This window comes from Dysgonomonas sp., assembly GCF_035323175.1.
Classification (GTDB): Bacteria; Bacteroidota; Bacteroidia; order Bacteroidales; family Dysgonomonadaceae; genus Dysgonomonas.
The window spans coordinates 377525-401046 of sequence record NZ_DAOKYH010000002.1 but is presented as its reverse complement, the minus strand read 5'-3'; the positions used below and the strand labels follow the sequence as shown (position 1 = coordinate 401046).

Annotated in this window: 28 protein-coding genes; 13 read left to right on the top strand and 15 right to left on the bottom strand. The window is 37.8% G+C overall.

The window, feature by feature from the left end:
* Positions 1 to 16: 16 nt before the first annotated feature.
* Both PKC55_RS04710 and recO read right to left on the bottom strand, forming a co-directional pair.
* Positions 17 to 1810 (bottom strand): MutS-related protein, encoded by a 1794-nt coding sequence (locus PKC55_RS04710; protein WP_291125913.1) that lies wholly within the window; start codon positions 1808 to 1810, stop codon positions 17 to 19.
* A gap of 38 nt (positions 1811 to 1848) precedes the next feature.
* Complete coding sequence (gene recO, locus PKC55_RS04705) at positions 1849 to 2571, bottom strand: DNA repair protein RecO (RefSeq protein WP_291125915.1); 723 nt, start codon at positions 2569 to 2571, stop codon at positions 1849 to 1851.
* Between the two features lie 322 nt (positions 2572 to 2893).
* On the opposite strand from recO, the gene PKC55_RS04700 reads away from it, so the two are divergent.
* The 3 genes from PKC55_RS04700 to rbp all read left to right on the top strand — a co-directional run bounded on the left by PKC55_RS04700 (position 2894) and on the right by rbp (position 5055).
* Positions 2894 to 3526 (top strand): HAD family hydrolase, encoded by a 633-nt coding sequence (locus PKC55_RS04700; protein ID WP_291125918.1) that lies wholly within the window; start codon positions 2894 to 2896, stop codon positions 3524 to 3526.
* 15 nt (positions 3527 to 3541) lie between these two features.
* Positions 3542 to 4483 carry a riboflavin biosynthesis protein RibF gene (ribF, locus tag PKC55_RS04695; protein ID WP_291125921.1) on the top strand — a complete coding sequence of 314 codons (942 nt, stop codon included), beginning with the start codon at positions 3542 to 3544 and terminating at the stop codon, positions 4481 to 4483.
* A 251-nt stretch (positions 4484 to 4734) separates the two neighbouring features.
* Positions 4735 to 5055 carry an RNA-binding regulator gene (gene rbp / locus PKC55_RS04690; protein ID WP_006842405.1) on the top strand — a complete coding sequence of 107 codons (321 nt, stop codon included), beginning with the start codon at positions 4735 to 4737 and terminating at the stop codon, positions 5053 to 5055.
* 72 nt (positions 5056 to 5127) lie between these two features.
* Here rbp and PKC55_RS04685 read toward each other — a convergent pair whose 3' ends face one another.
* The 7 genes from PKC55_RS04685 to mce all read right to left on the bottom strand — a co-directional run bounded on the left by PKC55_RS04685 (position 5128) and on the right by mce (position 10247).
* Positions 5128 to 6111 (bottom strand): beta-ketoacyl-ACP synthase III, encoded by a 984-nt coding sequence (locus tag PKC55_RS04685; protein WP_135103800.1) that lies wholly within the window; start codon positions 6109 to 6111, stop codon positions 5128 to 5130.
* 74 nt (positions 6112 to 6185) lie between these two features.
* A complete protein-coding gene (rpmF, locus tag PKC55_RS04680) occupies positions 6186 to 6371 on the bottom strand; it encodes a 50S ribosomal protein L32 (protein ID WP_006842407.1) in 186 nt (61 codons plus the stop codon).
* Positions 6372 to 6433: 62 nt separating this feature from the next.
* A complete protein-coding gene (locus PKC55_RS04675; RefSeq protein ID WP_135103801.1) occupies positions 6434 to 7012 on the bottom strand; it encodes a YceD family protein in 579 nt (192 codons plus the stop codon).
* Between the two features lie 518 nt (positions 7013 to 7530).
* On the bottom strand, positions 7531 to 7977 hold the full coding sequence (locus PKC55_RS04670; RefSeq protein ID WP_291125925.1) for a biotin/lipoyl-containing protein: 447 nt from the start codon (positions 7975 to 7977) through the stop codon (positions 7531 to 7533).
* A 16-nt stretch (positions 7978 to 7993) separates the two neighbouring features.
* Positions 7994 to 8170, bottom strand: coding sequence for a hypothetical protein (locus tag PKC55_RS04665; protein ID WP_167755417.1), 177 nt, complete (start codon positions 8168 to 8170; stop codon positions 7994 to 7996).
* A 20-nt stretch (positions 8171 to 8190) separates the two neighbouring features.
* A complete protein-coding gene (locus tag PKC55_RS04660) occupies positions 8191 to 9741 on the bottom strand; it encodes an acyl-CoA carboxylase subunit beta (protein ID WP_135103803.1) in 1551 nt (516 codons plus the stop codon).
* A gap of 92 nt (positions 9742 to 9833) precedes the next feature.
* Positions 9834 to 10247, bottom strand: a complete 414-nt coding sequence (gene mce / locus PKC55_RS04655; RefSeq protein WP_006842412.1) for a methylmalonyl-CoA epimerase — start codon at positions 10245 to 10247, stop codon at positions 9834 to 9836.
* A gap of 342 nt (positions 10248 to 10589) precedes the next feature.
* Here mce and PKC55_RS04650 point away from each other — a divergent pair, with 342 nt between their 5' ends.
* A complete protein-coding gene (locus tag PKC55_RS04650) occupies positions 10590 to 10853 on the top strand; it encodes a hypothetical protein (protein ID WP_135103804.1) in 264 nt (87 codons plus the stop codon).
* Positions 10854 to 10945: 92 nt separating this feature from the next.
* Here PKC55_RS04650 and PKC55_RS04645 read toward each other — a convergent pair whose 3' ends face one another.
* From PKC55_RS04645 to PKC55_RS04620, 6 genes are all read right to left on the bottom strand, one after another.
* Positions 10946 to 11662: a head GIN domain-containing protein gene (locus PKC55_RS04645; RefSeq protein WP_324372072.1), complete on the bottom strand. Its 717-nt coding sequence runs from the start codon at positions 11660 to 11662 to the stop codon at positions 10946 to 10948.
* Positions 11663 to 11742: 80 nt separating this feature from the next.
* Complete coding sequence (locus PKC55_RS04640; protein ID WP_283686271.1) at positions 11743 to 12132, bottom strand: DUF423 domain-containing protein; 390 nt, start codon at positions 12130 to 12132, stop codon at positions 11743 to 11745.
* Positions 12132 to 13490, bottom strand: coding sequence for a citrate synthase (locus PKC55_RS04635; protein WP_135103807.1), 1359 nt, complete (start codon positions 13488 to 13490; stop codon positions 12132 to 12134). Before PKC55_RS04635 ends, PKC55_RS04640 begins: the two co-directional genes overlap by 1 nt.
* A gap of 84 nt (positions 13491 to 13574) precedes the next feature.
* Positions 13575 to 14012, bottom strand: a complete 438-nt coding sequence (locus PKC55_RS04630; protein ID WP_291127245.1) for a GNAT family N-acetyltransferase — start codon at positions 14010 to 14012, stop codon at positions 13575 to 13577.
* Positions 14013 to 14022: 10 nt separating this feature from the next.
* Complete coding sequence (locus PKC55_RS04625; RefSeq protein ID WP_291127247.1) at positions 14023 to 14607, bottom strand: DJ-1/PfpI family protein; 585 nt, start codon at positions 14605 to 14607, stop codon at positions 14023 to 14025.
* A gap of 117 nt (positions 14608 to 14724) precedes the next feature.
* A complete protein-coding gene (locus PKC55_RS04620; protein ID WP_324372068.1) occupies positions 14725 to 16992 on the bottom strand; it encodes an aconitate hydratase in 2268 nt (755 codons plus the stop codon).
* Positions 16993 to 17280: 288 nt separating this feature from the next.
* Between PKC55_RS04620 and PKC55_RS04615 the strand changes: the two genes are divergently transcribed.
* The 9 genes from PKC55_RS04615 (at position 17281) to PKC55_RS04575 (ending at position 23485) form a co-directional block, all read left to right on the top strand.
* Complete coding sequence (locus tag PKC55_RS04615; RefSeq protein WP_006842420.1) at positions 17281 to 18315, top strand: tetratricopeptide repeat protein; 1035 nt, start codon at positions 17281 to 17283, stop codon at positions 18313 to 18315.
* Positions 18316 to 18348: 33 nt separating this feature from the next.
* Positions 18349 to 18900 (top strand): RNA polymerase sigma factor, encoded by a 552-nt coding sequence (locus PKC55_RS04610; protein WP_135103811.1) that lies wholly within the window; start codon positions 18349 to 18351, stop codon positions 18898 to 18900.
* A 58-nt stretch (positions 18901 to 18958) separates the two neighbouring features.
* Complete coding sequence (locus PKC55_RS04605) at positions 18959 to 19324, top strand: hypothetical protein (protein WP_291126981.1); 366 nt, start codon at positions 18959 to 18961, stop codon at positions 19322 to 19324.
* Between the two features lie 2 nt (positions 19325 to 19326).
* Positions 19327 to 19815 (top strand): hypothetical protein, encoded by a 489-nt coding sequence (locus PKC55_RS04600; RefSeq protein ID WP_283686279.1) that lies wholly within the window; start codon positions 19327 to 19329, stop codon positions 19813 to 19815.
* 226 nt (positions 19816 to 20041) lie between these two features.
* A complete protein-coding gene (gene hisG / locus PKC55_RS04595; RefSeq protein ID WP_135103814.1) occupies positions 20042 to 20896 on the top strand; it encodes an ATP phosphoribosyltransferase in 855 nt (284 codons plus the stop codon).
* Positions 20893 to 21420, top strand: coding sequence for a GNAT family N-acetyltransferase (locus PKC55_RS04590; RefSeq protein ID WP_291126978.1), 528 nt, complete (start codon positions 20893 to 20895; stop codon positions 21418 to 21420). The genes hisG and PKC55_RS04590 overlap by 4 nt, the downstream gene beginning before the upstream one ends.
* Positions 21421 to 21423: 3 nt before the next feature.
* The gene (gene hisD / locus PKC55_RS04585; protein ID WP_291126976.1) at positions 21424 to 22710 is read left to right on the top strand and encodes a histidinol dehydrogenase; all 1287 of its coding nucleotides are present in this window, start codon (positions 21424 to 21426) and stop codon (positions 22708 to 22710) included.
* Positions 22707 to 23057, top strand: a complete 351-nt coding sequence (locus tag PKC55_RS04580) for a hypothetical protein (RefSeq protein ID WP_135103817.1) — start codon at positions 22707 to 22709, stop codon at positions 23055 to 23057. The genes hisD and PKC55_RS04580 overlap by 4 nt, the downstream gene beginning before the upstream one ends.
* Positions 23054 to 23485, top strand: coding sequence for a GNAT family N-acetyltransferase (locus PKC55_RS04575; RefSeq protein ID WP_291126974.1), 432 nt, complete (start codon positions 23054 to 23056; stop codon positions 23483 to 23485). The genes PKC55_RS04580 and PKC55_RS04575 overlap by 4 nt, the downstream gene beginning before the upstream one ends.
* Positions 23486 to 23522: the final 37 nt, after the last annotated feature.

The window sequence follows — 23522 nt, the reverse complement described above, 5'->3', positions numbered from 1 at the left end:
AGTGTTAGGTTGTTGATCATAATCCGGTAATACCCATTTTCTTCATCAGAAAGCTTGCGTTCATATTTTGAGCTACTCCTTCCCTGATTTTGTAGGTAAATGACAGATGATCGTCTTTAATATCCGCCTCAAAGCGGTAATTCTTTATAGCATCGGGAAACTCTTTTTCAAGGTCGCCCAACAATAAATCGTGTGTAGCGATGATACCATTTGCCCCAAGTGACATCAATTGTTTCATCAAAGCAATAGAGCCTTTTTGCTTATCTTCCGAGTTGGTACCTTTCAGTATCTCGTCGAGGATAATAAATAACGGCTCGCCCGATTGCAGACGGTCGATTATCATCTTCAGACGCTTAAGTTCTGCAAAAAAGTAAGATTCGTTGTCTGTAAGAGAATCGGAGGTGCGAAGATTGGTCACTAGCTTGTATGGATAGAATTTCAATGAAGAGGCACACACCGGAGCACCGGCGCAAGCCAGCATGAGGTTTATGCCTACGGTTCGCAAGTATGTACTTTTTCCTGCCATATTTGCTCCTGTAACTACAAGGAAAAAGGGATGGTTCTCTATTGTTACATCGTTGCTTACGCACACCTCTCGATTGAGCATTGGGTGACCAAGGTTTTTACCTTCCAATATATATGTTTCAGATGCCTCGGGATAAATATAATCGGGATGGTTGTAAGCATATACAGCAAAAGACACCAGACTGTCAAACTCTGCCAAAACTTTTAACCAGCTTCCGATATTTTCTTGATGGCGGCTTATCCACTTTTCAATCTTTATTGAATAAATAATATTCCAGAAGAAAATGGGATTGAGAAGAAGCAACCCCAAGACATTGGATGACTGATCGAGGTTGTTGCTATATGATTTTAGCTGGCGGATAGCTAGTGAGGCAAGTTCCCCTTCTTTAATTTTATTTTGTAATTCGATTAATAATGGTGATTTAAACTCTTCGGTCTCTATTATTTCAAATAGGCTTGAGTATGTTTGTAGTGTCTCTATTTTCTTCTCAAAAAAACTCATCTTCAGCCGAATGTCTTTCATCGGAGTAAGGCTTGCGATAAAGAAAATAGTCCAACAAGATCCTAGTATTGCAATAGGCATCAATCCTAAGGAACTTAGGACAATAGATAGGCCAAATAGAACCGGCGCGATATATACAAAGTATCGCCAATAGCTTTCAGATAATAAGCGAGTTTGCATAAATTGACGGGAGAAGTGATCTATATCCAGTCCCTCGGTTTCGCTCATCTGTCCTGTTGCTCTCAGGTGGTTGAGTAGCCGCGGGTTGCGACTCAATTCTTTTACGGCTTCCTGATGTGCAAAAATATCATCTTTTTTCTCAAATGGCTTTAGCAGGGAGTCTGACAGTTTGTTCTTGCCAAAAGAAGTAACAGTACGGTTTATAGACTGAAAGAATGAGTGATTTCCAAATAAGTCGAGATCTACACTATAACTATGGCTGCCATCAGCCTTTTCAGGTGCTCCATCGAAAGCTGAAAAATCATAATCGATACCTTTCAGCTCACCTTCGGCATTTTTAATCAATAATTCACAATATCTTTTTTTGAGAAATAGTTTGTTGTGATATTTTAGCAGATAGAGAAAGATGACGACTGTTATAAAAATAATAGAGGCAACGGCAACAGTATGTCCCCACATTACCCAGCAAAGGAGGATACATCCCAAGATAGTAACTAACCGCAAAGTTCCGATCTGGAAAATAGCACTTTTTAGTTTGGTCAGCTTTTCGTCTTCTCTTTTTATAAGATCCTTATATGATTCTTGTATTTCTTCTAGTGTCATTCGCTAAAGTTATAGATTTTATTATAATTAATCGTATGCTAAAACAATTCGTGTAAGACATCCAGCGACTTCAGTGCCGCAAAGTCGTACAGATGCAAGCGGTAGTATTCCAATATTCTATTTATGATGTTAATCCGATCTTGCCGAGAGAAAACAAAATGATGCATATTTTCGTATGTAATACGTGCCAGCATAGATAAAGCTTTACTGTCGTACCTATTAAGATAATGATTATGCAAAGGTTGATAATGAACAAACTCGCCGTTTATCATATCAAACAAATTATTTTCCCTATATTCTTCAAGGTTAGGATAAAATCCCATAAAGTGGCTCAGTTTGAGCATAAATACCAAATGGAAATTGGCTATGCTTTTATCCGTCATCTCGAGTATCTGGACCGACTGTTCAAGAAAGTCGAATAGCAATTGGCTGGTGTCGGCATCTTTTAAGACCCTTGACAAAAACTCGGAAAGAAAAAAAGTCATTGACGTTTTTCCCATATCTCCCGCGATCTCATATAAATAAAAATCGGAGCGGGCTTCTCTGATTCGTTGGATGTCTCTATTGCTTTGATGCTCAACTTCCATGTCAAGTATCGCTAAAGGCGAAAATAAAGATTTGGGAACTTTTGATCCCTTACCTCTTGCTTTGGACACCATATACGTTACCCGCCCGAAGGATTCGGTGAATAACTGAGCAAGCAAATACTTGTCGTTGTAGTTTATGGTATTCAGTACCAGTCCTCTTGTCTTATAAAGCACTTCGATAATGTTTAGCTATACAAAAATACTATTTTTTATCCGAGTGAGATTCGTTATCTCTACAAAGAAGATAAAAGGGGATAGTAAAAAAGTAATAAACTCGTTTAGCTTTATCTTCAATTATTATCTTATTATAAAGAGCCGTTCGATGTGTGATAAATATTGTAAAGGGTAAAAGTAACATCGAAAAACAAGTAAAATACTGTCACTTTTGTCACTTTTTACAATTTCTGATCTATGGAGGTTATTTATTAAACATGCATGAATTATCTCAGCCATGTAAAAATAATTGACTAACTTCGCATATAATAAACATAACGTTATGTCTCAAAAAATAAAAAATATACTTTTTGATCTGGGAGGAGTTATTATAAGCCTCAATAAACAGGAAGCGTTGAACCGTTTTACGACTATTGGCTTCCCTAATATTGAAGATTATTTAGGTGAGTTTCGTCAAGAAGGAATATTTCTGGAGTACGAAGAAGGTAAAATAAGTCCTGAAGGTTTTTATAAAGAATTCCGCAAGTTATGCGGTAATGATAATATTGCCGCCGAAGATATCGATAATGGTTGGTTAGGCTTTTTAGCGGGGATTCCTCCATACAAATTTGAACTTTTGAAAGAGCTTCGCAAAAAGTATAAAGTATATTTATTAAGTAATACAAATCCATCTGTAATTAAATGGGCTTCAAGTGAGGCTTTTTCACCCGAAGGTTTGCCTATTCAGGCATATTTCGATAAATGCTATCTTTCTTTTGAGATAGGGCATGCAAAACCCGACAGGGAGATATTTGACTTTATACTTGCCGATTCGGGAATGATTCCGTCCGAGACTCTGTTTCTTGATGATGGCAAAGCGAATATAGAAATAGGTAAAGAGATTGGCTTTGAAACTTGTCTGGTCGATCAAACAGAAGACCTAAGAAAAGTGTTTACTGATAGAGACCTATTATAAGTTAATACTTAGGATATGCAGTTAGTGGATAAGACAAACAAGATAGAACTTCCGTCATTAGTGGCTACTATTGGCTTTTTCGATGGTGTACATACCGGACATCGGTATCTTATTGATCAGGTGAAAGAAGAAGCCGCCAAGCGAGGTTTACCCTCTGCCGTCATAACTTTTCCTGTACATCCGCGAAAGGTGTTGCAAAAAGACTATCAGCCGTCTTTACTTTGTGGCTATGAAGAAAAGATAGAGCGTTTGGCTACTACCGGAATCGATTATTGTATTTGTCTCGACTTTACGGTTGAGATATCACAAATGTCTGCGAAGAGATTTATGCAAGATATCCTGAAAGAAAAACTGAATGTTGATTCTCTCATTATAGGCTACGATCATCGTTTTGGTCACAATAGAGAAGATGACTTTTCTGACTACGAACGATATGGCAGTGAAATAAAAATGCAGGTAATAGAAGCTAAAGCTTTACCGGGGCTCGAACATGTTAGTTCGTCACGCATACGCAAGCTTCTGGCAGAAGGCTATATTCGTAAAGCGGGGAAGCTATTATCATATAACTACACTATCTCAGGAAAGATTGTAGAAGGATTTAAAGTAGGCAGGACGATAGGTTTTCCAACGGCAAATATACAGATATGGGAGACTTACAAGGTAGTCCCTGCTTTTGGCATATATGCAGTCTATGTGCATGTCGAAGGTGTTAAATATGATGGTATGCTTTACATTGGTAAGCGCCCTACACTGCATAATGGAGATAATATAAGCATAGAGGTTAATCTCTTCGATTTTGACGGAGATCTGTATAATAAAACCCTCACGGCAGAATTTCTTGATTTTGTGCGTCCTGACGAAAAATTCTCAGATATTGCGACTTTAAAGGATCAGATTAGTAGAGATAAAGAGACTGTAATAAAAGTTATTGAAAATTATAAAGGGCTTAATACCTAGTCTCTAAACCATATCTCAGTTATATAATCCTAAAATATTAACTTATAACAAAAAAATAATAGATAAAGAGTTAAATAACTGATTTTTATTTTTATATTTGTGGAGCATTAGAGTTCTTAACAGTATGGTTTAAATTTTTCTTCGCAAGTCACTTCCCTTCTTGGTAACCTTTCTTGTCTAGTTTATTTTAGCTTTTTATTCTTATTTACTTCTTCTGCAAAGTATTAAATTTTAAATTTTATTTTTTTACAATGAACATTTTTATTGCAGGGTTGAGCTACAGCATCAACGACAATGATTTGAGAGATTTATTCAACGAATACGGTGAAATTTCCTCAGCAAAAGTTATTATGGACAAGGCTACAGGCCGTTCTAAAGGTTATGGATTTGTTGAACTTGAAGACAATGCAGCCGGACAAAAAGCTATTGAAGAATTAAATGGTGCTGAATATGACGGAAGAACTATTTCTGTTTCAGAAGCTCGTCCTCGTACAGAAGGTGGAGACCGCCCACGCAGAAACTTCGATAACAACAGAGGTGGAAACGGTGGTTTTAGAAGACGTGAATATTAATTAGTATTCTACATAAACAATAAAAGGTGCCATTTGGCACCTTTTTTGTTTTTATTAATTGACAGGCGATAATCAATATGCCCATTTTAAGTATAAAGCTCCCCATGTAAATCCTCCGCCAAATGCTGTAAGGATGAGGTTGTCTCCTTTCTTAAGCTGAGATTCCCATTCGTGTATGCAGACAGGAATTGTGGCAGCACTTGTATTACCATACTTTTGTATGTTTACCATAACCTTGTTTGGCGAAAGTCCCATACGATTTCCTACAGCCTCGATAATGCGAATGTTTGCCTGATGAGGAACTAACCAGTCTACCGATTCGTTTGATAGATTATTACGTTCCATTATCTCTACAGAAACATCAGCCATTTTAGATACGGCATGTTTGAATACTACTTGTCCTTCTTGATATACATAGTGCATGTCTTTATCTACGGTCTCGTGTGAAGCCGGATAAGCCGAACCCCCTCCATATTGGTGGAGATGAGTTATTCCAATTCCATCGAGATGAAGAATACTATCCATAATGCCAAACTCTTCTTCGGTAGGCTCCAGCATTACAGCACCTGCAGCATCTCCAAATAGAGGACATGTAGCACGATCTTTATAGTTGGCTATAGATGTCATTTTATCTCCTGCAGCTACAATTACTTTTTTGTACTTGCCTGATTTGATAAAGTTAGAGCCAACCTCTAATGCATATATAAAGCCTGAACATGCAGCTTGGATATCAAACCCTAAAGCATTTTTTATTCCACAAGCTTCAGCTGTCATCGCAGCCGTTGATGGAAATACATAGTCAGGTGTAGTAGTGGCAAAAATGATTACCTCAACCTCTTCTGGTTTGGTATTTGTTTTCTTCAATAATTCTTTCACAGCTTCGGCTCCCATAACAGAAGTTCCTTTGCCTTCGCCTTTGAGTACACGACGTTCTTTGATTCCGACACGGGTCATGATCCATTCGTCTGTAGTATCCACCAATTTTTCAATATCACTGTTGGTGAGAATATCCTCAGGGACATATGCTCCTATACCGGTAATTGCAGCTCGAATCATTGTATTTTTTGGTTTTGTGAGTATTTATAAAAAAAATGCCCTAATATTAGGGCTTAAAGTCTTGGTTTAAGATATTAAACCGCCGCTCCTTTTTCTATTGCCAATTTACCTCTGTAGTATCCGCACTCAGGGCAAACTGTGTGGAATACATGCCAAGAGCCGCAATTAGAGCATACAGCTAATGTTGGAGCTACTGCTTTGTCATGAGTTCTTCTTTTAGCTGTTCTAGACTTTGACTGTCTTCGTTTCGGATGTGCCATCTTTTTGTTTTATTTAGTTATTTCTATATATCTGAATTAAAAAATCAAATTCCTGTTCTTATTTAATCCTCGTCAATAGAGACATCTTTCAATGCGTCCCAACGAGAATCTGTAAGGGATGAGTCGTCCTCAATTTCGATATCATCCAAGTCGTCTTCGTCCGAATCTTCATCGGAAGAACTTTTAGCCCGATGCTTATTTAACTTAGAAGACATTGTTTTATTGCATGTGCCCGGAGGATGTATTCGTTTTGCCGGTAAACTGAGTACGATAAATTCATACAAAAACCATGCGATATTAATTTCTCCATCATCTTCAGGGATGATAACAATCTCATCACTTTCTTCAGAGTATTCTTTACCGAATTTAACGACAAGCTTATTTTTTGTTTCCACATTCATGTTGATGTCATCTAAACATCTGTCGCATGGAACTAAAACAAAACCGGTAATATCAAAATTGAGCTCAAAAATAGTACTGGTCTTTTTTAAAGATACTACTACTTTTAAGTTGCCCCTTTTTATATCGGCTGTGCCGTCATCAATAAGAGCAAAGTACTTATTATCCAAGTCATACTTGAATTCATGTTTCCCTTCGGTTAAACTTCTCAAAGGGATATTATATAAGCTAAACTTTCCCACGTATTGTATTTAAAACTCAAAAGAACGGCGCAAAGGTATAAAGTTTTTTTGGAATAAATAAATATTTTAAGTCTAATCTTGAAACAAAGTGGGTGAGGGGATTCAAATGTAAATGATATGATTTTGAATTTGTATATAAAAAAGCTACATAAAAATTAATTTATGTAGCTTTCTCTTAATTAGCGTAGTAATGTTGTTTGTTTTCTCTTTTAATATACCTTTAAAAATAAAGAATATATAGTTTTAATTATGTAGTGTAGTTTTGTTTTTTAAGTATTGTTCTAGTGCTCATTTAGTATATAGATGGAGGGGATATACAAACGTTGCATATAAATTTTATTTTTTTTATTTTTTAACAAAATGGTTATTGTGTAAATCGTTGATAAACAACTGTTTGATTTAATTGTGCTATAGGGTTATAGGAAATAGGAAAATATTCTTTAGCGTAAGGTGAGATAAAAAGAGAGCGCCGCATAAAAATTAATTTATGCGGCGCTACTTTATAGATAGTTATTGTTTTATCCGATTGTAATCAGAGCGACTCCTTCTAGTACAGAGTCTCCTTTAGATACATGTATACCGGTAACTTTTCCGTCTTGAGTTGCTTGGATAGCATTCTCCATTTTCATAGCCTCAAGCATAACTACAGTTTGTCCTTTCTTTACTTCGTCACCTTCATTAACTAATACGTCGATGATGATGCCCGGAAGTGGAGATTTTACACTGCCTGCACCACCACTTGCTGGTTTGGTTGGTGCCGAAGTTGTAGCTTTAGGTGCTACAGTGGGAGTAGCTGTCGGTGCTTTCGAAGCCGGACGAGTAACAAGAGTGATTTCTTCCTCGTTGTTTACCAATTCTACTTTATAGTTGCTTCCGTTTACTGCAACTTCAGCAAGACCGTTATCCATCTTGTTTACGGCTACTATGTATTCCTGTCCGTTTATTCTATATATGAACTGTTTCATAATAATTTATCAAATTTTATTTTCTTACTGGCATTTGAAGCATAGCTTTACTTTTGTCAGCCCATGGTAGATAATCTTTCGACACATGTTTGATCGTTAGCACATTGCTTTCTATGTCGTGCTGGTTTTGCACATCATATATGGCTAAGGCTATAGCTGCTAATACTTCTGACGGTATATTATTATTACTCATAATACTAATTCGTTTAGAGATTATAGAGGCAGGTTGTCATGCTTCTTAGAAGGATTGACTTGCTTTTTAGTTCTCAGTTGTTCCAAAGCACGGATAACGCGGAAACGAGTATTTCTCGGTTCTATTACGTCATCGATATATCCATAGCGTGCAGCGTTGAAAGGATTACAGAATAATTTGTTGTATTCTGCTTTCTTTGCAGCAAGTGCTTCAGCTGGATTCTCAGATTCTTTGATTTCTTTCGCGTAAAGTACTTCTGCTGCTCCATCAGCACCCATAACTGCGATTTCGGCAGTAGGCCATGCATAGTTGATGTCGCCACGAAGTTGTTTACAGCTCATTACGATGTGTGAACCTCCGTAAGACTTACGTAGAGTAACTGTTACTTTAGGTACTGTAGCTTCTCCATATGCATAAAGAAGTTTTGCTCCATGAGTAATTACACCGCCGTATTCTTGACCTGTTCCAGGAAGGAATCCCGGTACGTCTACCAATGTCACCAACGGAATATTGAAAGCATCGCAGAAGCGTACAAAACGAGCTGCTTTGCGTGAAGCGTTGATGTCTAGTACTCCGGCAAGGTATTTAGGTTGGTTAGCCACGATACCAACAGATTGACCATTCATGCGGGCAAAACCAATTATTATGTTCTTAGCATAGTTTCCATGTACTTCAAGGAATTCGCCATTGTCGACAACCGCACCGATTACTTCAAACATATCGTATGGTTTATTCGGATTGTCAGGGATGATTTCATTTAGTAAATCTTCCATTCTGGCAGCTGGGTCTGTACATTCTTTACGAGGAGCTTCTTCCATATTGTTTTGAGGAAGGAAGCTATATAAGTGGCGGATCAAAGATAATCCATCATCTTCGTTCGCTACAGAGAAATGAGCAACACCCGATTTAGTAGTGTGTACGCTTGCTCCACCAAGTTCTTCTTGTGTTACGTCTTCTCCGGTTACAGTTTTTACAACTTTAGGTCCTGTAAGGAACATATAAGATGTGCCTTCTGTCATCAAGACAAAGTCTGTCAAAGCTGGTGAATATACTGCTCCACCGGCGCATGGACCGAAGATTCCTGATATTTGAGGGATTACACCTGAAGCTAAGATATTGCGTTGGAAAATTTCTGAATAGCCTGCAAGAGCGTTAACACCTTCTTGTATACGTGCACCTCCCGAGTCGTTGATGCCGATTACCGGAGCACCTACTTTCATTGCCATATCCATTACTTTACAGATCTTTAATGCCATAGTTTCGGAAAGTGATCCTCCTATAACAGTAAAGTCTTGAGCGAAGACATAAACAAGACGACCTTCGATCGTACCACAGCCTGTTACGACTCCGTCTCCAAGGAATTTTTGTTTGTCCATTCCGAAGTTTGTACTGCGGTGTTCAACGAACATGTCAAATTCTTCGAAGCTGCCTTCATCCAATAAGATGGCTAAGCGTTCACGTGCAGTATACTTGCCTTTTGCATGTTGAGCTTCTATTCTCTTTTCTCCTCCACCGAGGCGTGCCTTTGCGCGGAGCTCTATCAGCTCTTTTACTTTTTCAAGTTGGCCCATGTTTTAATATTTTAGATTCTAATTAAATTATAGGATAATGCAAAAATGACTTTACTTCATTGTGGGTTTAATGAGTAAAGTCATCTTCTTATTTATTTTTTTGGAGTCTCACAAAGTTCTGTAAGAACGCTTCCTGTTGATTTCGGGTGAAGGAATGCGATATCAAGACCTTCAGCACCACGGCGAGGGGCTTTGTCTATTAGTTGAACTCCTTTAGCTTCTACTTCAGCTAAAGCGTTTGCTACGCCGTCTTGAACACACCATGCAATGTGGTGAATTCCTTCTCCTTTTTTCTCAATAAATTTAGCAATTGTGCTGTCTGGACTTGTCGGTTCAAGCAGTTCGATTTTTGTTTGGCCTACTTTAAAAAAAGCGGTCTTTACTTTTTGATCTTCAACAACCTCTATGCTGTAGCATTTTAAGCCTAAAACTCCTTCATAATAAGGAAGTTGTTCTTCGATGCTTTTCACAGCAATACCTAGATGTTCAATGTGCGAAATATCCATGTTATATTTGAATAAAAAGTTATTATTTAGTTCGCCCCAAAGGTACTATTAAAATATAAGACAACGAAATTAAAATTATAAAAAAACTTGCATTGTGCACAAAAAACAAGAAACTGTGCATTTGTGGAAATATGTTACTGTTTGTGTTGATATTGTACTCCTTGAGCTTGTGTGAGGTACCAATATATCCATATTTAGTACTAATTGCTATGTTATTAATATTAATCATATATTCCCTATACTCATATCTCTTTTATATCAAATAGATAATTTTGTGAACAATGTGTTATAGATGGTTGTTATAATATGACCTATTGTTCCATCTTTTAAAATGATATTGCTATGAGACTTAGAGATGTTTTGAAGGTAGGGGATATATTATATAGAGTTGACCCCAAAAAGTTGTCTATAAAGGTGTTTAAGATTGACTCTCCTGACGAAGTTGTAAATTTTACGACGACCAATTATGAGGACTTTTCTGTAACGTGTGAAAAGAAGCGATTCTCTTTGCCTTTCGATAACTTCCCGTTTGAGTTTAAAGGGCTTATATATTTCCAGAGTGAAGATGAAGCGAATAACTTTATAAAAACTCAAATAGGATTATAGTTGTTTAGTTTTATACAATTGCTATTGTATTATAATACAAAAAGATTATCCCGATCGGGATAATCTTTTTTCTTTTTATTGCTTTAGTTTTCCTATTCTTGTCTCGAAATCTTACCGCTTCCGGATATTGACTGATCTATTTGCGGGTTGCCTTTGTATTTAACGCTACCACTGCCAGAAATGCTTACGTCCAGATATTTGTTGGCATATACAAAAAAGTCTCCGCTACCTGATACTGAACATTTAACAGAGTCGGCAACTAGATCTGTAGCTATTACTTTACCGCTACCTGATATTCTGGAGTCTATGTTTGTTACTTTACCTTTTGCATTTACATCGCCCGATCCTGATACTCTCGTTGACAATGAGTGACATATAAGGCTGTCTATAATGATGTTGCCGCTCCCTGATACTGATATGTCTAATTTTGAAGTTTCTAACTTGCCTTTTAAGTGAGCCTTCATAGAACCGCTGATGCTTAGGCTTGTGAGGTCTTTCGAGTTAGTATATATTTTGTATGTTGTAGGGTTGATGTTTTCTTTGCTCTTGAAAGACAGTACATCTCCATCTGTTTTTATTATCAACAACGGATAAATATTTTCATCAGTTTCTACGCGTACATACGGTGCTGTATCGGGTTTTTGTTCATAAACAAGTTCACCGCCCCCACCAAATTCAATGGCTTTATAGTCAGATATACTAACCTCGTTTTCTACTATTGTTCCGTTACCTCTTACCGAATTGAAATTACAAGACTGGGCAACAAATATTAATAAACTAATGCTGATTGTGTATAAAATAGATTTCATTTCTATAATAATTTAAAATTGTTAACTTATAGATATGACGGCATAACTATGTTTTTGGTTACAGAAAAAATCAAAAAAAATTAAATAATTTTATTTTTAATGAAAAATACAACCAGCAGCACCCATCCTGCAATCATAAACATACCTCCGATAGGGGTAATAGGACCTAAAAATTTTAAGTTCACATTCCAATATTCGGAGAAGGCTAGAAAATAAATACTAAACGAAAATAAGAATACACCCACAATGATGGAGATAGCAGCCCACTTCTCGAGAGAGGATGTGAAAGATAGAGTCAGGCCTATTACCAGCAATACAATCGCATGATACATCTGATAACGCACCCCTGTGTCGAAGCTCGCTAGCTTATCGGGAGTTAGCATCGCCTTGAAGGCATGTGCTCCAAAAGCTCCAAGTATAACAGATATAGTACCGTATACACTTGCTGCAATTAATACGAGTTGCTTCATTATCTTTTATCTATAGGTATGTATTCACGAACGTCAGCTGCATTTTTGTATGCAGGACGGATGATTCGTTTTTGCTTAAAGTTTAGTTCTTCGATGCGGTGTGCTGTCCATCCTACAATACGAGCCATAGCAAATAAAGGGGTGTAAATTTCCTGCGGAAGACCGATCATATCGTATACAAATCCGGAGTAAAAATCCACATTGGCACATACCTGTTTGTTTACATTTTTCCCTTTTGTTTCCATGAAGTTGAAGATCGCCCGCTCTTCTAATAAGGTGTAGAAATTATACTCAGCTTCGCGACCTTTCTCGATTGCCAAATCCCGGGCCATTTCTTTCAGGAGAACAGTGCGAGGATCTGATATGGTATATATAGCGTGGCCGATACCGTAAATAAGCCCGGTGCGGTCATAAGCTTCTTTGTTCAATATCTTACAAAGGTAATTGTCTATTTCTTCAACACTGGTCCAGTCTTTAACCTCACTCTTGATAGTTTGTATCATGTCTATAACCTTCAGGTTTGCTCCTCCATGAAGAGGCCCTTTCAGTGAGCCTATGCCTGCGGCAATAGTAGAATATGTATCGGTTCCTGTCGAGCTGGTTACGCGTACCGTAAATGTAGAGTTGTTACCTCCACCGTGGTCGGCGTGTACCATCATGGCAAGGTCTAGTATTTTTACATCCAGTGGAGTATAGTGGCGTCCTTTCATCATGTAAAGGAAATTCTCGGCAAGAGAAACGTCCGGCTGAGGGTGTCTTATATGTAAGGACTTACCTTGTCCATGTCGTATGGCATTATGTGCATAGGCTACTATGGTAGGGAATGTTGCAATCAGATTGACGGATTGCTTGATTAGATTTTCGGGAGTCGTATCGTCTGGATTCTCATCGAATGTGTATAGCTCGAGCACGCACCTTGATAAATAGTTCATGATGTCTTTTCCTACCAAGTCTAATATATGCATTACGATTTTAGGATTCAAATCCATAGTTCTGCTTATTACACCCGAAAACTCTTTTAGCTCTACTTTACTAGGCAGATTGCCCGATAGAATAAGATAAACGACTTCTTCAAATCCTAGTCGGTCTTCTTTTTGAGCTCCTTTTACTATATCTTCAAGGCTAATTCCCCTGTATATCAGTCTTCCCGGTATAGGTGTCAGATTTCCCTCAGCATCACGTTCGTACCCAACAACGTCACCTACCTTTGTGAGACCAACAACAACCCCTGTATGGTCTTCATTTCTAAGTCCACGTTTTACATTGAAAGTTTTGAAAAGTTCATTGTCAATGTTGCATGTTGTTTCTACTGTTTTTGATATTTTTTTTATTGTTTCACTATCTTTTAATCTATCCATAATATCTGGTTTTAATTGTTTGTCAATGGTACTTATTAGGAACAAAAAATTATTCAAATAGGTTCTTGAATAATATAAATATATTTAGAATATTATGTCGCAATTTTTTTCTGTTTCGTCTATTTTTGCTCCTAAACTTTTGTAAAAGGATATCGCTGGCTTGTTCCATTCAGAAACTTGCCACCTTAACCTGTCGCACTTCTCTTTCTCGGCATGTTTGATAACAGTATTGATGAGTAGCGTGCCGATTCCCTTCCCTCTATATTGTTCTTTTATGTAAAGGTCATCCATATATAAGGATTTACCCACCCATGTGTAATATGCAAAGAAAAAAGTAGCATATCCTATAATCTTATCATCTTCATCTCTGGCTGTAAAACCATGAAGGAAGTCTTTCTCGGATATCATCTTTTCTAACGAATTTTTCATCTTTTCCGGTTGGTTCTGGAATGTTGCAAATTCAAGAAAAAGAGCAACTAATTCTTCGAAATCATTCTCTTCAATGTTTTTTATTGTTACCATATTTTGATCTTTAATCAGTGAAGTTATCAACGGTTTTATCTTCCTGCCAGTTGTATTCTATTCTTTTTGCTATTTCTCTAGCTTTCACTAGTCCCTTTATGTCTGCTATAAAGCCTAAAGCCATATCTATTCCTGCGCTAATACCTGAAGATGTATAGTATTTGCCATCTACTACCCATCTGGCTTGTTTTATCCAAGTGACTTGCTCGGAGCTTTGTTTTACCCAATCGAAAGACCGTTTGTTTGACGTTGCTTTTCTTCCGTCCAATAGCCCCGTCTTTGCCAGTAGTGCACTTCCTGTGCAAACAGTGATAACGAATTGGCTTTTGGCCGCCAGATGTTTTATTGTATCAATAAAGCCGGAGTTGTTTATTTCATCCCTTGCACCCATTCCCCCGGGAAGAAACAATACCTGATCGGAGATAAACTGATCAAGTTTTTCTGTCGCGATGCGTATATTGTCTTGATTCGAAATCAAACCGCCATCCTGAGAATAATATTTGATTTCCCATCCGTCTGCTTTTCCAAAAACTTCCACAGGGCCGAATACGTCAAGGGTTTCAAAGTTGTGAAATAGTACAACGTTTATGATCATTGCTACATTGTGTTTCTATGTAAAAGGTGACAAAGGTGACAAAAGTAACAGGTTAATGATGTTTTCGTAATGTCACCTTTTACTATAGGTGTAACTTTATAATGAGATAAATAAAAATTATTTTTGTTTCATATAGTTCAGGGCACTACCGGCTTTAAACCAAGCTATCTGCACCTCATTATATGTATGGGCAACCTCAAAAGATTCTTTTGTCCCATTCTTGTGTGTTAGTTCAACAGTCAGGTTTTTTCCGGGTTTAAACTCGGTGAGACCGATTATGCTGATTTTGTCGTCTTCCTTTATTTTTTCATAGTCATTCTTATCCACAAAGGTAAGCGCCAGCATCCCTTGCTTTTTTAGATTTGTTTCGTGTATACGAGCGAAAGACTTAACAAGTATAGCTTTTACATTCAAGAAACGAGGTTCCATCGCAGCATGTTCACGAGAAGACCCTTCTCCATAATTTTCTTCGGCAACAACAACAGACCCTAACCCCTCGGCTTTAAACTTACGGGCTAGTTTTGGAACTGGTATGTATTCGTTAGTTTCTTGATCAAGTACTGCATTTGTCTTCTCATTGAAAGCGTTTACTGCCCCAATGAGCATATTGTCAGAGATGTTATCCAGATGTCCTCTGAATCGAAGCCACGGACCTGCCATCGAAATATGGTCTGTTGTACATTTTCCTTTTACCTTAATAAGAAGAGGTTGTTCTATAATGTCTTTGCCATTCCATGCAGCAAATGGCGCTAATTCTTGAAGTCGTTGCGAATCTTTTGCTATGCTGATTTCGATATCCGATCCATCTGCAATAGGTGCTAAAAATCCGGATTCTTTCAATTCATATCCCAACGGAGGTAATTCATATCCTTTTGGCTCTTCCAATTTTACTTTCTCTCCCTCACTATTTACTAAGGTGTCAGTCATTGGGTTGAAACAAAGATCACCGGCAATGCTTAATGCTGCAACAATCTCAGGAGATGTAACAAATGCGTGTGTATTTGGGTTGCCGTCGTTTCTTTTTGCAAAGTTCCTGTTAAAAGAGGTAACGATAGAATTCGCACGCTCAGGGTCTTTGCTTTCACGTTTCCATTGTCCTATACATGGACCGCAGGCATTCGCCATTATGGTAGCGCCCACTTCTTCGAAGGCTGGAAGTATGCCGTCTCTTTCGGCTGTATAACGTACTTGTTCCGATCCGGGATTAATAATGAATTGTGCTTTAACTTCTACATGCTTTTGTTTTGCGTCTTTTACAATCGATACGGCTCGTGATAAGTCTTCATACGATGAGTTTGTACACGACCCTATCAAGCCCACTTCCATTTTTTGAGGATAGCCTTCTTCTTTCACTACTTTGGCAAATTCCGAAATCGGATGAGCTGCGTCGGGAGTGAATGGGCCATTTACGTATGGTTCGAGTGTAGATAAGTCTATTTCTATCACCTGATCGAAATATTCTTTCGGATTGTTTACTGTTTCTGTATCCGGTTGAAGATACTCGATTACTTTATCAGCCAGTTCAGATACATCGGTGCGTTCTGTTGCTTTTAGGTAATCAGATGATTTTTTGTCGTAAGGGAAGATGGATGTGGTTGCCCCTACTTCTGCTCCCATATTACATATAGTTGCTTTTCCCGTAGCAGATAGCGAACTTGTTCCATCTCCGAAATATTCTATAATAGCATTCGTGCCTCCTTTTACGGTAAGTATTCCTGCCAATTTTAGTATCACATCTTTTGGCGAAGCCCACCCGGATAGTTTTCCTGTGAGTTTGACACCGATCAGTTTAGGCATTTTTAGTTCCCAAGGCATTCCCGCCATAACGTCTACTGCATCGGCACCACCCACGCCTATGGCTATCATGCCCAGCCCTCCGGCATTAGGCGTATGAGAGTCCGTTCCTATCATCATTCCTCCTGGGAAGGCATAGTTCTCGAGCACTACTTGGTGTATGATGCCGGCTCCCGGCTTCCAAAAGCCGATGCCGAATTTATTTGATACGGCACTCAGAAAGTCATATACTTCTTTGTTTGTTACTTCGGCCGTGTTCAGATCTTCTTTTGCCGATTTATGAGCTTGTATCAGGTGATCGCAGTGTACGGTGGAAGGCACAGCCACTTTTGTTCGTCCTGAATTCATCAGTTGTAATAAAGCCATTTGAGCCGTAGCATCCTGCATGGCAACCCTATCGGGTGAAAAGTTTACATAATCGGTGGCACGGACATAGTTTTTTAAAGGCTCATCTGTTGATAGGTGAGCGTATAGGATTTTCTCGCTAAGGGTTAATGGTCGCTTAAGGATCTTCTTTGCTTCATCAACTTTTTTGGGGTAAGATTCATAGAATTTACGAATCATCTCTATGTCAAACGTATTACTTTTCATCGATCATTGTTTTTTTAGTTATGTCCAAATACCTAGAATAACAAAAATAATAAAAATGTTCTATTATGTGACGTCTTTTATATAGAAAGATTATATTACACATAGATAAAGTAAGCTAAAATTGAATATCTATATATAAATGTAAGATGTGGATAAAATCGTTGTTTTTAGGTAATATGAAATAGCTGTATATTAAACCTCGGTCTTTTAAAAAAGTCTAAGAATTTTAGTTAAAGGCTTATTTTAGCAGGATTTTCTTATTTTTGTAGCTCTAAACAATTTTATGGCATGAAGAATATCATCTTTATATTAATTCTATTATTCGCAACATTATCTATAAAGGCCCAGTCTTCCTCCGAAAAACTCATTAGAGAAGGGGTTAGCCTTCATGATAAGGGGCGTTATAAAGAAGCCATATCTTCTTATGAAGAGGCATTGAAGGTAAATCCTTCGTCAATGTCTGCTGTTTACGAAATGTCTTTGTCTTATTTGAAGCTTAATAATTATGAGCGTGCCGTAAGCTTAAGCTCAAAAGTTATTAATGCCAACTTTCAGCCTTTACTTATGGATGCCTATATTGTAAAGGGTACGGCGCTGGCTAATATGGATAAGATGAGCGATGCAATTAAAACATTGAACGATGCGGTTGTCAGATGTGGAGATGAGTATTTGCTTCACTTCAACTTAGGACTCTGCTACTTCAATAGTAAGGATAATAAAATGGCTGCGCATCACTTGCGTAAAGCGATAGAAATAGATGCAACGCACTCGAGTGCATTCTTGTTGTATGCTTATGCTTTGAATGACTTGGATCAGTGGGTGCAGAGTTTTTATGCATTCCATTTCTTTTTATTGTTGGAGCCTAATACCGAAAGATCGAAAGATGCTTTCAGTGAGATGTTGGATATATTGAATGCCAAACTAGAACCCGGTTCAGTAAGGTTGACTCCTGAAGATGGCATAGACCGTGAATGGCTGTATAAGAATATACAATTGAAGAAACCGCAAGGCACCGATAGCGCTTCTGAATATTCTTATTTTGTAGAGGCTTCGAAGCTTATATTCTTTACTATAGCGCAAATGCAGAATGACTCTCAAAGTGGATTGTTGTGGTTTTTCTTTGTTCCTACCTATGAAGAAATCTTAGGTTCGGGACATTTTGATACTTATTGCCGCTATGTGAGTGTTGCTTATTTCCCCGAATCGCTTACATGGTGGGATAAAAACAAGACGCAAGTTGATAATTTTATCGAATGGTTCGAGCATGGTCAGGGTGAAGCCGATGAAGAAGCCGATTTTGGTGATGATTCGGATTTAGAATAATAGAGTAATTGATATTTGGAAGATTTATAGTAAATGTCACGGGAGGCAGAAGAACAACTTATAGAGAGGCTTCACGAGCCCAAAACTCAGCAGGCGGCATTTGCCGAACTGGTGAAGGAGTATAGTGAGCCTTTGTATTGGCAGATACGAAAAATCGTATTGAGCCATGATGATACGGATGATGTCTTGCAAAATACATTTATAAAAGTATGGACAAGTATCGAAAATTTCCGGGGAGACTCCAAGCTGTCTACCTGGCTTTATCGTATAGCTGTTAATGAGGCTATTACATTTCTGAATAAGCAGCGATCTCTGAACAATGTATCGATAGATGATGCAGATACGTTCTTATTGGGTAAGCTCGAAGGTGATGAATATTTTGACGGAGACGAAGCTCAACTGAAACTACAGAAAGCAATTCTTCTTTTACCGGAGAAGCAGCGTATTGTTTTCAATATGAAATATTTTGATGAAATGAAATATGAAGATATGTCCGAAATTTTAGAAACCTCTGTGGGTGCGCTAAAAGCGTCTTATCATCATGCTGTAAAAAAAATAGAGGAATTTTTAACAACAGAGAATTAAACCTTTTATCTAAATAATAGTCTATAATACAGATAAGGAATCTAAAGATTAAACAATCATGTTGGATAATTTTGACAAAAGCAAAAAACCTTTTAAAGTTCCCGAAAATTACTTCGAGAGTTTTAATAACAGGATAATGGATCAACTGCCTTCTAAAGAAGAACCAAAGGTAAAGATTGTTCCGTTGTGGAAGAAGGTATTGCCTTGGACAGCAGCTGCGGCAGCAATTGTTGGTGTTTTGTTCACAGTTGGTGTTTTTGACAGAAACAATATGCCTTCGGGTAAAGAATATGCCAATCAAAAGACGGATATGACCGGAGAAACTATTGCATATACCAGCGCTCAGGACGAAGAGGATTACTATCTTTTTTTGCAGGATGAGGTAAGGAAATCTCAATTTAAGGAAATGTTATATAACTATTAATAATGAATACCGATATGAAGTTGAAAAGTATTCTGGTTTTGTTGTTGCTGTTCTGTTTTACGTTTTCAGTTGCAGCCCAGAATAGACCGAGACAAGGTGGAGGACGGTTCGATATACAAGCATTCAACCAAAAGAAAGCAGAGTATTTAAAAAAAGAACTTAACTTAACAGATGCGGAAGCTAAAGCATTTTTGCCGTTGGAAGCAGAGTTTTCAATGAAAAAATATGAAGCTAACCGTGAGGCACGAAGGGAGACCCGCGAACTGAAGCGTAAAAAAGACAAAACGGATGCAGATTATAAAAGAATTGTTCAATTGAATCTGGAATCGGAACAAAGAGATTCTCAGTTACAAATCGAATATTATAAGAAGTTTGCAAAAGTACTGTCGGCTGAGAAGTTGGAAAAGTACAGATCAGTTGATATTCGATTCAAAGAAGACGAATTGAAGCGCCACAGGGAAAGATTCAATTCCGGTGGAGATTCTGATTAAAAGTGAAAAAATAATGACATAAAGTTTGGTTTATTGCAAATAATGTATACTTTTGCTTTTGTAAAAATAAAATTATGAGCAATAAATTTCATCATCATCATTATAGTGTTACTCCCGTAGGGTAAGTAAGTATATTGATGTGGTGTTTGCCAAAATATAGAAGAGCTTGCCTGATAGAGGTAAGCTCTTTTTTTTTTGCTGGAAAATAATATAAAATTAATATATCATGGTATTAAGAATTGCTGTTCAGTCGAAAGGTCGGCTATTTGAGGAAACGATGGCGCTTTTGCAAGAAGCCGGTATAAAACTGAATAATATTAAGCGCACGCTGCTTATTCCTGCGAAGGATTTTCCCGTAGAGATTCTCTTTCTGCGTGACGATGATATCCCGCAAGCTGTAGCTACAGGGGTTGCCGATATCGGTGTGGTAGGAGAAAATGAATATAAGGAAAAAGCCGAGGCAGCGGATGTCGTAAAAGGCTTAGGGTTTAGCAAATGTCGCTTATCGTTGGCTATTCCAAAGGATGAAAAATACGAAGGTGTGCAATGGTTTGAAGGAAAGAAGATAGCCACATCTTATCCTCATATCTTAAACCAGTATTTAGCAGAACAGGGTATTAAATCAGAGATTCATATTATTACCGGATCTGTAGAAATTTCGCCTAGTATAGGTCTCTCCGATGCTATTTTTGATATAGTGAGCTCCGGAGGGACATTGGTAAGTAATCGCTTGAAAGAGGTTGAGGTTGTAATGCAATCGCAAGCCTTATTGATAGCAACAAAAAACTTACCACAGGAGAAAAAGGATATTCTTGACGAACTAATATTCAGGATAGAAGCTGTTCAGAGTGCAGAAGGCAAAAAATATGTACTTCTGAATGCACCCGAAGATAAGCTTGAAGAAATATTTGATATCTTGCCGGGTATGAGAAGTCCTACAGTTACCCCACTAGCTACAAAGGGTTGGTGTTCTGTTCAGTCGGTTATCGAAGATAAACGTTTTTGGGAGGTTATCACCAAACTAAAAGCATGTGGTGCTGAAGGCATTATTGTATTACCTATAGAAAAAATGATTTTATGATAGACGTCTCAGAAGATATTGTATTATATCCTTTGTCTGTAGATGATATCTTTAAGATATTCAATACGCTCAACAACGAACGAGAATATATGCGTGAATGGTTGCCGTTTGTAGATGCTACAAAAGAAGCGGAAGATACGGGTAACTATGTGAGATATGTATTGCAGACTGCCGACAAACAATTTACTATATACTATAAGGATCAGTTTGTAGGACTGATTGGTTTCAAAGATACGGATACCGATAATAAGAAGACAGAAATAGGATACTGGTTGTCACAATATGCTCAAGGTAAGGGTATAATGATACAGTCAGTAGTCAAACTTATAGAACATGCTTTTGGTGAACTGGACATGAATCGTATTCAGATAAAGGTTGCTGTAGGTAATGATAAGAGCCGCCGTATTCCTGAAAAGCTTGGCTTTCAGATGGAGGGTATAGAGCGTGATGGAGAATTGTTGGTAGATAATATGTTTACTGACATAGCTGTTTACAGCTTGTTGAGGAAAGAATATAAGAAGTAAATTATGCAGATAATAAAATATCCTTTACGCAGCCAGTGGGCAGAGATACTGGCACGTCCTGTTTTCGATACTTCAGCATTGAACAGCACAGTTAGTTCTGTACTTGATGATATAAAAGAAAGAGGAGATCAGGCTGTCTTTGAATATGAAGAAAAATTCGATAAAGTGACGCTTCTCTCTCTGGCAGTTTCGTCAGAAGAAATAGCAGAAGCCGAGAATTTAGTTTCTCAAGAATTAAAGGAAGCTATCAGACAAGCAAAAGAGAATATCGAGGTATTTCATCGTAGTCAGATATTTGAGACTAAAAAAATAGAGACAAGCAAAGGTGTCACTTGTTGGCAAAAGGCCGTCGCTATCGAAAAAGTAGGACTTTATATTCCGGGGGGGACAGCCCCTTTGTTTTCTACAGTCTTGATGCTTGCCATTCCGGCTAAAATTGCAGGTTGTAAAGAGATTATCCTTTGTACACCACCCAATAAAGAAGGTAATATACATCCGGCTATATTGTATGCAGCAAAAGAAGCCGGTGTGGATAAAGTATTTAAGGCGGGAGGAATACAGGCTATTGGCGCCATGGCTTACGGCACTGAATCTGTACCTAAAGTCTATAAAATCTTCGGACCCGGAAACCAGTATGTGATGGCTGCGAAACAGCTTGTAAGCCTCAGAGATGTAGCGATAGATATGCCGGCAGGGCCATCCGAGGTACAAGTGATTGCAGATGAGACATCCATACCTGCATTTGTCGGGGCTGATTTATTGTCGCAAGCAGAGCACGGAGCAGATAGTCAGGTGATATTAACAACAACCAGCGAATCTCTTATCTCCGAAGTTTTGCACGAGATAGAGCGACAATTGTTTGAGCTTCCTCGTCGAGAGATTGCACAAAAGGCATTAGAAAATAGTAAGCTGATCCTATTAAAGGATAATAGGGAAATTATAGATATAACCAACGAATATGCACCCGAACACCTTATTATAGAAACGGCAGACTATGCAGATATTGCAGACGAAATAGTAAATGCAGGCTCTGTTTTTCTTGGAAATTATACGCCGGAGAGTGCCGGAGACTATGCTTCAGGAACAAATCATACGTTGCCTACTAATGGTTATGCTAAGGCTTATAGCGGTGTTAATTTGGATAGTTTTGTGAAAAAGATAACTTTCCAGAAGATTACAAAAGATGGCATTCACAATCTTGGCAAAACGATTGAAGTAATGGCAGAGAACGAACAATTGTTTGCTCATAAAAATGCAGTAACTTTACGGCTAAAGGACAAAGAAAAATGAAATCACTTAGTTTATTAGTTACAATCGTACTATTGGTAAGCTGTTCGGCTTTTGAGAAAACAATCAATAAGGCTCAATATGTAAATGCTGACAAGGTAATTTACGAAAAATATTTTGGGGAGAGAGTTGAAATACGAAACAAGGCTCAAATAGCCAGGCTAGTTGATATCATAGGCTCGGCACAGAAGGAAGCTGTAGACTTTATACCGAAAGATCAGTTTGTATTTATTCGAAGTAAAGATACTATCTCTATCCAACGAAACGGAGCATTACTGAGAGATGGAAACGGTACATACCGTTTAGGAGCTTACATGTCGACAGAACTAAATAAACTGTTAGAGAAATGATTCAGTCCAGAATTATAAAATATGGTACATCAGACTACGATAAGATGGTTGCTCTTCGTTATAAAATATTGAGAGCGCCTCTAGGACTTACATTTTCTGCTGAATATCTCGAAAAGGAGAAAGAGGATATGCTCTGTGTCTGTGAAAATGAAGAGCAGATTGTAGGATGTTGTATTCTTACACCAATAGATAAAAAGGTAGTTCAATTGCGTCAAATGGCAGTAGATGATTCTGTTCAGAAAAAAGGAATAGGTTCAAAGTTACTCTTGTTCACAGAAGAGTCTGCAAAAGCGAACGGATTTGACAAGATTGTACTGCATGCCCGAAAGGTTGCTATAGGATTCTACCTGAAATATAACTATGGTATAGTTGGTGACGAGTTTGAAGAAGTTGGTATTCCTCATTTTGAAATGCAGAAAATACTCTAAACATACCAAGAAAAATATTCGTATAAAGACATATATA

Excerpts from the sequence above, each read along its gene's own strand:
- PKC55_RS04665 (WP_167755417.1), bottom strand. The coding sequence starts at position 8,170 with ATGAGTAATAATAATATACCGTCAGAAGTATTAGCAGCTATAGCCTTA.
- PKC55_RS04700 (WP_291125918.1), top strand. The coding sequence starts at position 2,894 with ATGTCTCAAAAAATAAAAAATATACTTTTTGATCTGGGAGGAGTTATT.
- PKC55_RS04650 (WP_135103804.1), top strand. The coding sequence starts at position 10,590 with ATGAGACTTAGAGATGTTTTGAAGGTAGGGGATATATTATATAGAGTT.
- PKC55_RS04685 (WP_135103800.1), bottom strand. The coding sequence starts at position 6,111 with ATGATTCGAGCTGCAATTACCGGTATAGGAGCATATGTCCCTGAGGAT.
- ribF (WP_291125921.1), top strand. The coding sequence starts at position 3,542 with ATGCAGTTAGTGGATAAGACAAACAAGATAGAACTTCCGTCATTAGTG.
- PKC55_RS04630 (WP_291127245.1), bottom strand. The coding sequence starts at position 14,012 with ATGGTAACAATAAAAAACATTGAAGAGAATGATTTCGAAGAATTAGTT.
- hisD (WP_291126976.1), top strand. The coding sequence starts at position 21,424 with ATGCAGATAATAAAATATCCTTTACGCAGCCAGTGGGCAGAGATACTG.
- hisG (WP_135103814.1), top strand. The coding sequence starts at position 20,042 with ATGGTATTAAGAATTGCTGTTCAGTCGAAAGGTCGGCTATTTGAGGAA.
- PKC55_RS04605 (WP_291126981.1), top strand. The coding sequence starts at position 18,959 with ATGTTGGATAATTTTGACAAAAGCAAAAAACCTTTTAAAGTTCCCGAA.
- mce (WP_006842412.1), bottom strand. The coding sequence starts at position 10,247 with ATGGATATTTCGCACATTGAACATCTAGGTATTGCTGTGAAAAGCATC.
- PKC55_RS04625 (WP_291127247.1), bottom strand. The coding sequence starts at position 14,607 with ATGATCATAAACGTTGTACTATTTCACAACTTTGAAACCCTTGACGTA.
- rpmF (WP_006842407.1), bottom strand. The coding sequence starts at position 6,371 with ATGGCACATCCGAAACGAAGACAGTCAAAGTCTAGAACAGCTAAAAGA.
- PKC55_RS04610 (WP_135103811.1), top strand. The coding sequence starts at position 18,349 with ATGTCACGGGAGGCAGAAGAACAACTTATAGAGAGGCTTCACGAGCCC.
- PKC55_RS04615 (WP_006842420.1), top strand. The coding sequence starts at position 17,281 with ATGAAGAATATCATCTTTATATTAATTCTATTATTCGCAACATTATCT.
- PKC55_RS04590 (WP_291126978.1), top strand. The coding sequence starts at position 20,893 with ATGATAGACGTCTCAGAAGATATTGTATTATATCCTTTGTCTGTAGAT.
- PKC55_RS04670 (WP_291125925.1), bottom strand. The coding sequence starts at position 7,977 with ATGAAACAGTTCATATATAGAATAAACGGACAGGAATACATAGTAGCC.
- PKC55_RS04620 (WP_324372068.1), bottom strand. The coding sequence starts at position 16,992 with ATGAAAAGTAATACGTTTGACATAGAGATGATTCGTAAATTCTATGAA.
- PKC55_RS04660 (WP_135103803.1), bottom strand. The coding sequence starts at position 9,741 with ATGGGCCAACTTGAAAAAGTAAAAGAGCTGATAGAGCTCCGCGCAAAG.
- PKC55_RS04635 (WP_135103807.1), bottom strand. The coding sequence starts at position 13,490 with ATGGATAGATTAAAAGATAGTGAAACAATAAAAAAAATATCAAAAACA.
- PKC55_RS04575 (WP_291126974.1), top strand. The coding sequence starts at position 23,054 with ATGATTCAGTCCAGAATTATAAAATATGGTACATCAGACTACGATAAG.
- rbp (WP_006842405.1), top strand. The coding sequence starts at position 4,735 with ATGAACATTTTTATTGCAGGGTTGAGCTACAGCATCAACGACAATGAT.
- PKC55_RS04640 (WP_283686271.1), bottom strand. The coding sequence starts at position 12,132 with ATGAAGCAACTCGTATTAATTGCAGCAAGTGTATACGGTACTATATCT.
- PKC55_RS04580 (WP_135103817.1), top strand. The coding sequence starts at position 22,707 with ATGAAATCACTTAGTTTATTAGTTACAATCGTACTATTGGTAAGCTGT.
- PKC55_RS04600 (WP_283686279.1), top strand. The coding sequence starts at position 19,327 with ATGAATACCGATATGAAGTTGAAAAGTATTCTGGTTTTGTTGTTGCTG.
- PKC55_RS04710 (WP_291125913.1), bottom strand. The coding sequence starts at position 1,810 with ATGACACTAGAAGAAATACAAGAATCATATAAGGATCTTATAAAAAGA.
- PKC55_RS04645 (WP_324372072.1), bottom strand. The coding sequence starts at position 11,662 with ATGAAATCTATTTTATACACAATCAGCATTAGTTTATTAATATTTGTT.